Below are 7,923 nucleotides of genomic sequence, written 5' to 3'. Positions count from 1 at the left end.
GAGCCTTTGGGGCTTGCTTGAGCCGTGTGCGGTGAAAGCTGCTTGCACGGTTCTGAGGGGGCGGGGACATAGTAATACGTCCCCGCTACCCGACTGATCACCGGTGCGAAGAACAGCCACATTGCCACACTGGTCGAACGGCACTCCCGCTACGTCATGCTCGTCCGGGTCGCAGGCAAGGACACCACCAGTGTGATCTGCGCGCTGAGTCATCAAGTCCGTTACCTGCCCGACGGGTTGATGACTTCACTGACCTGGGACCGGGGTACTGAGCTGACCGACCACAAGCGGTTCACGATGGCCACCGACGTCAAGGTCTACTTCGCCGATCCGAAAAGCCCCTGGCAGCGGGGATCGAATGAGAACACCAACGGACTCCTCCGCCAGTACTTTCCCAAGGGAACCGACCTGTCCGGATATACCCAGGCCGACCTGGATACCGTCGCGCTCAAGCTGAACACCCGCCCCCGGCAGACCCTCGGGTTCGAAACTCCCGCTGATAGGCTCGCGGCAGCTGTTGCATCAACCGGTTGACTCCGCCGCGCTTTTTTCAAGATCTCGATCGTCTGCTGCTGTTCCCGGTTCTCCCTGCGCAGCCGCTGGAGCTCTTCCTTCTCCGCCGCGGTCAGCGCGCCGGGCGCCCCCTCGCCGCGGTCGGCCTTCGCCTGCTTCACCCAGCCGCGAAGCCCCTCCGGACTCACACCGAGTTCCCGGGCGACCTCGGTGACATTCCGCCCTGACGACCGGACCAGTGCCACCGCATCCCGCTTGAACTCCGACGTGTACCGCTTGCTCATGTTGCTCTTGCCACTCAACCTGGACTGCTTCCTCCGGCACCGATCCGTCCCAGTATCAGGCTGTCCAGTTCAGAGGGGGAACTTCATCTCGCCCTTGGTCCGCTGATCCCGACGCGCCAACGAGCCCAGCATCTCCGCCGCGAACGCCTCCAGACGCGGCCGGACCTCTTCCATCTCCTCAGGTGTCACACCTGAAAGAAGATCACAACCCTACCCCTGTCCGAACATTCGGGGTACCTAACAAAGCCCTAATAGCGCGGGTTCGAATCCCGTCATCCGCTCTTGAGAGAAGGCCCGAGTCAAGGACCTGGGCCTTCTTTGTTGTCTAGACCTCTCCGGGCCCGCGTGTATTCGCGTGCCATGCGAACACGCCCCCGCGCAACCGGAGACCTGCCCGGAGGTGTGGTCCGAGGCCGCATGCCGCCAGGGCCAAATCACTCGGGAGGAGTTTGAGAAAAGGTACTGGCGTCGCCGCTGATCAGGAACAGCCTGTTTCTTTCTCCCGCATCGCTCTCCTACGACCGGGAAACTGATCCTTACGCGGTTCGGTTCGATGCGGGTCCAGAGATTGGGATTCGCGGATCATCGATGTCGACTGCAATCTCGAATCCCGAGGTCGAACTAAAGGTAGCGACGTTTCCGGACAGCCGAATCCGATCAAATGGATTGGATTCCATAAAGAACATCGCCCAAATCAGCGCACGGTCGACAGTCAAACGTGCAATGAACCCCTCCGAGCCGTACGAACCCTCGCCGCCCCACAGCAGCCCCTTCTCTCCCAGGTCTACGGCGGCAAGCCCATCGACCGAAGACACCCAAGACGGGTCGCTTTCCAGCGTCTCATTGAGATTGAAGGTGGCGAGCACCGCGAAACCCCTCGGTGCGGCGCGGTCGAGGGTCACATCGTAAGAGTGCCCGTCGGCGTAGTGGAGTGCATCCCTGATGGGAAGCTCAAAGTCTTCCCACAGGCTTTCGATCGTGGTCATCTATTCTTACACTTCCCGTTGCGCACGTGCTCTGGCCTCTCCTGGAGTCCAGTCGGGGGAACTGGCTCACCTAGTTCATTTCTGTTCCGCGAAGAATTCATGCGCCTTTTGAACTGATCCGCCCAGGTCCGTCCGGTCGTCGAATCAGGGTGAACCGCGTTCGGGTCGACGCGCTCGATGATTACCGGCCTACCCACTTCGCGCGCCGCGTCAAGCCTTCGGTTGTCGTATGACACCAGCTGACCGTCTACTTCCATGACCTTCAACGCTGTACCAGGGCGTTGCCAATCCCACTCCCCGGAGCGCATCTTCTCCACGTAGTCGTTCGGCGATACGGTGCGTTGGGAGAAGTTTATTTCGTCCGGATTGGCCCATTCCGGCTCGCCAGCAAGCCCCAGGTGGTCAGCCCAGCTGTGGGGGTTACGAACATACGCCACTGCGTTGGGTGCCGGAACCAACCCGAGCGGGTCAGGTGTGGTGTAGCGGGCGGTTTCGGGGTCGTAGTGCCGGAAGTAGTTGTAGTGAAGGCCGGTTTCCTCGTCCGCGTACTGGCCGGGAAAGCGGAGCGGGCAGTCCACCCCATCCCCTGAAGCGGGGAGGGGCGTGCCCCAGAGAGTGGTGCGGGATTGCCAGGCAAGAGTGCCGTCGGAAGTGACCAGTTCGATGGGCGTGCCAACCAGGTCCGTGACGATCGCGAGGAAGCGAGCATCGAACTCGGACTGGGGGGTGGCGTCGGCAAGAGCGAGGAGCGAGTGGTCTGCCTCGGGTTCGGCCTCGATCGTCCGGCGTGTGGATTGGGATATCGGTCGGTGGGTGCCAGGCGCGTAGTCCCATGTCGTCGCCGTGCCGTCCGAGGCGAACTGCTCGACCAGGCAGGTGCCGTCCCAGGTGAAGGTGAGGGCGGTTCCGTCCGGACTTGTTTTGGAGATGCGGCGGCCCAGCGGGTCGTAAGCATAAGTCCATTCCCCGCCGTCCGGGGTGGTGGCCCTGATGAGCCGGTTCTCCGCATTCCAGGTGTACGTCCAGGTGCGGGTCTGGCCGTTGAGGAGCTTGCGGGTCTTGCGGATCAGACGGCCTGCGGCGTCGTGTTCGTAGGTGGTGCGGCCCGCCCGGCGGATGATGGCGCCCTCGTAGCTCCGGTCTCCTGTGGTGGGGTGATGCGGTGCGTCGGCGTGGGTCTGATTGCCCGTGGTGTCGTACGCGTACTTCTCGCTCCAGCCGTGTGCCTGGACTCCCGTCACACGCCCCACGGGATCCAGTGTGAAATGCCGTGTCCCGGTGGTCAGTTCGCGTATCTCGGTGAGGTAGCCGTCGGCGCGGTACGCGTAAGTGCGCTGTTGGAGGATTCGATCCGCTTCGGTCTCGTGGCGAGTGGCGAGGGTCTGTGCGGTGAGATGGTCACCCTTGTCCCAGGTCTGCGTGAGGATGGTGTCGTCGCCGATGCGGCGTTCCGTCTCGCGGCCCGCGGCGTCGTGGACGAAGGCAATGGTTCCGTCGCCGCTGCTCAGTCTGGTAGGGCGACCCACGGGGTCGCTGGCCCACTCCGAGCGCACGCCGGAGGGGGTGGTGCGGCGGGTGCGGCGGCCCATGGCGTCGTAGGTGTAGGCGCTTATGCGGCCGTTGACTGTTTCCGAGATGACGCGACCGACCGCGTCGTGTTCCCGAGTGAGTTCCGTATCCGCGTTCGCGGCGCGGAGCAGGGCACCGCTCGCGTCGTACGCGTAGGTCGTGACGTCACCGGTGGTCTCGTCGTGCTGGGCGACCATGCGCCCGAGCGCATCGAGTGTGAAACGCAGCGTTTGGCCCAGCGCGTTCGTCTGCGCCGTGAGACGACCCCCCGCATCGCGTTCATAGGTGCGCGTGGCGCCGTCGAAGTCGGTTTCGGCGACCAGTCGGCCGGCCGCGTCGTACGTGTAATGCCACTTTGCCCCTTGGGGGTTGGTGACCTCGATCAGACGGAGCTCGGTGTCGTAGGCGAAGGCGTACTGCGCTCCGTCCGGGTCGGTCCTCGTGGCGGGCTGGTCGAAGTAGGTGTAGGTGTAGGCGGTGGTGTGCCCGGCCTCGTCGGTATGGAGGACGAGATTGCCTTCGGTATCCCACTGCCACACCTCGCGGGCACCGTCCGGCCCCTCGCGCCAGGCGGGCATGCCCTCGATCGTCCAGCCGTGACGCGTGGTCCGGCCCAGGGCGTCGGTGACGGCGGTGACCTGGCCGTGCGGGCCCCGGCGCATGCGACGGGTGACGCCCAGGGGGTCGATGGTCTCCACAGGGAGACCCGCCGCGTTCGTGGTGATCAGGGTGGTGTGGCCCAGAGGGTCCGTGACGGAGGCGAGGTGGCCTGAACTGTTGTAGCCGTAATGCGTGACGGCGCCGCTGGGGTCGGTGGTGGACGTGTGGGCCCCGCGGTCGTCATAGGTGTGGTGCCACACCGCGCCGCCCGGTTCGCGCGTCTCCAACGGCAGCCCGTGGTTGTCGTAGACCGTCTCGGCCACGGTGCCGTCCGGCCGCTCGACAGCGATCAACCGACTCTGCTCGTCGTAGCGGTAGCGCGTGGTGCGGCCCCGGGGGTCGGTGACGGCGACGGGATGCCGGTTGGACTCGTCCCATTCCGTGCGGGTCGTATTCCCCAGCGGGTCCGTGTACGCGGTGATCTTGTACGCCTCGTTGCAGACGTACACGCTGGTGTTGCCCTGCGAGTCGGTGTAACGAGAGGTGCGGGCGGCCGTGTCGTAGTGCATGCGGCCAGACAGGATGCCGTCTGGGCCGATGCCGCGCAGGACACGGCCCCGGTGGTCGTAGACATAGCCGTACGACGTGCCGTTGCGGTCCGTCCACGACGTCACACGATGTTCCTCGTCGTACCGATAACGCAGCGACTTGCCAGTCGAGTTGAAGACCTGGGTCAGGTTGCCGGCGGCGTCGTAGGCGTAGGAGGTGAGGGTGGTGCTGTGCTCCCGCTGTGCACCATGCAGGAGACGCAGGGCCGTCACCCGCAGCAGCTGGGGATCGGTGTCGACGGCGATACGGTAGCCGCCGGAGTGCGCGATCTCCTTCGGTGCGCCCTGGGCGTCGTAGGCGATGTCGATGCGGTCGCCGTCACCTGTCCGGTCGGTGATCGCCATCAGAGCCATCTCACGGCCGCTCACAGGCAGCGAGGCGAAGTGGAGGGTTCTATTCCGCTCTGGGATGACGATACGGAAGGCACCGTCGGGCTTGCCGTCCCAGTACAGCGGCCAACGAGGACCTGAGGTGGGCAACGTCCCCACATCGGGCGTCGGAACCGGATACGTCAGCAGCATGCCGCCGTCCGTGATGTAGACGACACCCGCCCCGTCGATCTCCAGACGCTGGTCAAGCGTGCCCGCCCAGGTGGGACCGAACCACCCCCCGCACGGATGCCCCGACACGTAATGCCGCTCCAGGACCACCGGCAGGACGCCGGGCAGGGTGACGTCGACGGCGGACATGACCATCTCGCCGGTCGCCACATCGATCGGCTCGCCAGCCGTGGGACGCTCCCCGTTGGGCGTGGTGTTCCTGTCCGGATCACTGTCCGTCCGCGCGCGGGCGCTGCCGTCCCGGCGCAGGCCATCCACCCGGCCGCGCAGACGCTGCGCAGCGTTCTTGGCCACGGAGGCGCCGCGCCGCATCGCGCCGGCGCCGCCACTGGCGAGGGCGAGGAGGAGTTCGGGGGTGAGCTGGCCGGCCGCACGGGCAGGGTTTCGCTGCCACTCGTCCCAGTTGACGACGGCTTTGGCGAACTCCTGAGGGTGCTGGACAGCGTAGGAGGCCCCGTCTACCATGCCCGCCAGGTGCAGACCGACGCCATCAGGCCCGTCCCTGACAAGGTCGTCGAAACCCTCGTACCAGCCACGCATGGTGTCGCCCGCGCCGCCGAAGAAGTCGCCGAGCCCCTTCTCGAACTTGTCCCACCCCTTGCGGGGCGGGGGCTTATCAGGGGCTTTCTCCGCCGCTGTGTCGAGTTGCCGCTTGGCCGAGTCGATGACTGTCTGAAGTTCGCTCTCCAGCTTGTCCAAGCGGTCGTAGCAGTCATTCAACGCGGTGATGCCGGGATCGTCGTCCGGCGGACGCTCCGGCAGCGGATCATCCTTACGATCCAAGGCGGCGTTGTAGTCCGTGACGCGGTTCCAGTAGTTTTTGGAGGTCGCCCGAGCCTCGTCCGCGTCGTCGATGATCGGCCTGAGACGCGTGTGGACCGAGCGCAGTTTGTAGGCGTAGGAGTCCAGGGCCTTCCCGGAGGACTCGAAGTACTCCTGCGCGGACTCCAGTTCCTGGGGAAGCTTCCTCGTCGCGTCCTTGAACCCTTCCGCGCCGGCCCCGGTCCAGTCCATCAAGGACAGGTCGACCAGCCTGTCCATTCCGTCCTTGAACGCGCCTGCATAGGCCACGAATTTGAGGGCGAGAGCATCGACGTCCATCGAGTTGCCGTAGATGACGTCGCTGGGCTTGGCATGGGGAGGTATGCGCTCGACCCCGCCGCCCTCCATCGCATCGCGACTCGTCATATGACCGGCCCCTTCGGCTTCGACCCGCCGTCGACCTCCCAGCCGCCGTCGACCCGCAGGCGGGGGCGGTGGGGCACATCTTGGTAATTGCCGGTGTCGCCGTCGTCTAGCCACGGCTCCTGATAGATCTCCGGTGGCGGATCGAACTTCGGCCTGGACCCTTCCTGCCACGCCTTCATGCCTTGTTCGCCGAACGGCAGTTTGGCGATGTTGGCTGCGGTCGGCGAGAAGTCCTTGATACGCAGCAGATCGGCCAGCACGTAGGCGGCGAGGACCTGCCGGAGCGTCGCCACCACCGTGTCCGTGTGCTCAGCCACCCGCCCCATGCCGAAGCCCCATGCCGAGAGCATCTTCTCGGTCGAAGAGCGGATTTCGAAGTCGGCCGAGTTCGCGATCTGCGCCGACATCTCGCTCCAGTCACGCTTGATCTGGTGCGCGGCCACCACGGACTCCTCCAGCGGCGTCAGCACCTTGCGCACCGAGGAGATCTCGATCTTGTAGCCCTCGCCCGGGCTCATGCCCGGCTCTCCCCCATCAGGCTCCGCCATTGCGCTCCCCCTCTGCGTCCGTGGTCTCGAGTGCTTTCGCGTCCAGCACGAACGTTCGTGGACCCAGAGGATCCACCAACGCGCGTACGCCCTCGGGCAGCAGCTCCACCAAGTCCTCGACGGTAGTGGAGGCCCACCCACAGGGCCCGGCGAACAGCCCCAGTGCTTCACAGGAGGTGAAGACCGGCACCACCGGACCCTCCTCCGTCTCGCAGACCAAGAAGCCGGGCTCGTCGGGGCGTTGGAAGTACAGGCGCGCAGAGCGCAACGCCGCCATCCGCTCGGGACGAGACATCGATGCGAATGTTTCGTCACGCACTAGATCACGCAGCGACATGCGTCCCCCTCAGTTCGCTCGCGCTATCACTGACTGCCAACTTAGGGAAATTATCGTACACATGTGCAATCCCTGTTGGGCTCTGTTGGATATTGGCAACCCGTGTCGGTGTCACTGGCGGAGTGTGCACGGGTTCCGGGCGACCGTACGGGCACGACCTCCGGGCGGTGTAAAGCGGGACGCGACCTCTACTGCCGGAACAGCATTCAGCACTCCACAGCACCTATGAGCTCGTTGAGTCGGGTGGCGCGTGCACTCCCCTGGCCCACGGGGGCGTCTCGGGCGCCCTCACCAGGTCGGTGGAGCCCCTGCCTCCGCATCCGCGGACGACCGAGGAAGGGAGGGAGGACGCGATCGCACCAGCCCCGAGGACTTGAGTCGACGCCACTTGCAGCCGCAACGCACCAGCGCGGACGCCTCCGGCGAGGTCAGCGAGAGCTTGGTCGTGCGCCCCGAGATGCGCTTCGTACGGCGTTTGCATAGCGCGCGCCCCATCCGCGCCCTTCAGGGCAGCAAACAGGGGCCAACAGAGGTGCCCGAAGCGCCGGGTACAGCATCTCCCGGGTGCCTGGTGCTGGGTGTCGGCACCCTCCGACGCCCGCCCGTCCCCCGGCCGCACCCTCGGAAAGAGTTTACGGTCTCGGGGGAAATTGAGCTTCGGGCGTGCTGGCCTGGCAGCTCGGCTGGTGGGTGATCAGCGGGCGGTATCGCGGACGATGGCCAGTTCGG

4 protein-coding genes and 2 pseudogenes are annotated in these 7,923 nt (G+C 65.4%); 1 reads left to right on the top strand and 5 read right to left on the bottom strand.

Annotation, left to right across the window (positions count from 1 at the left end):
• Window positions 1-93: 93 nt before the first annotated feature.
• Window positions 94-534: pseudogene (locus ACGFU7_RS47015) on the top strand (IS30 family transposase); the annotation flags it as partial.
• Between the two features lie 59 nt (window positions 535-593).
• Here ACGFU7_RS47015 and ACGFU7_RS47010 read toward each other — a convergent pair.
• From ACGFU7_RS47010 to ACGFU7_RS46990, 5 genes and pseudogenes are all read right to left on the bottom strand, one after another.
• Window positions 594-797 (bottom strand): annotated as a pseudogene (locus ACGFU7_RS47010) (transposase); the annotation flags it as partial.
• Between the two features lie 536 nt (window positions 798-1,333).
• The gene (locus ACGFU7_RS47005) at window positions 1,334-1,783 is read right to left on the bottom strand and encodes a hypothetical protein (RefSeq protein WP_393704856.1); all 450 of its coding nucleotides are present in this window, start codon (window positions 1,781-1,783) and stop codon (window positions 1,334-1,336) included.
• A complete protein-coding gene (locus ACGFU7_RS47000) occupies window positions 1,780-6,309 on the bottom strand; it encodes a DUF6531 domain-containing protein (RefSeq protein WP_393704854.1) in 4,530 nt (1,509 codons plus the stop codon). Before ACGFU7_RS47000 ends, ACGFU7_RS47005 begins: the two co-directional genes overlap by 4 nt.
• Window positions 6,306-6,827, bottom strand: a complete 522-nt coding sequence (locus tag ACGFU7_RS46995) for a hypothetical protein (RefSeq protein WP_393704853.1) — start codon at window positions 6,825-6,827, stop codon at window positions 6,306-6,308. Before ACGFU7_RS46995 ends, ACGFU7_RS47000 begins: the two co-directional genes overlap by 4 nt.
• A 16-nt stretch (window positions 6,828-6,843) precedes the next feature.
• On the bottom strand, window positions 6,844-7,152 hold the full coding sequence (locus ACGFU7_RS46990; protein WP_393704851.1) for an SseB family protein: 309 nt from the start codon (window positions 7,150-7,152) through the stop codon (window positions 6,844-6,846).
• Window positions 7,153-7,923 lie beyond the last annotated feature (771 nt).

The sequence above is a fragment of the Streptomyces sp. NPDC048473 genome, assembly GCF_043200155.1.
Classification (GTDB): Bacteria; Actinomycetota; Actinomycetes; order Streptomycetales; family Streptomycetaceae; genus Streptomyces.
This window is presented reverse-complemented; position numbering and strand designations above follow the sequence as displayed.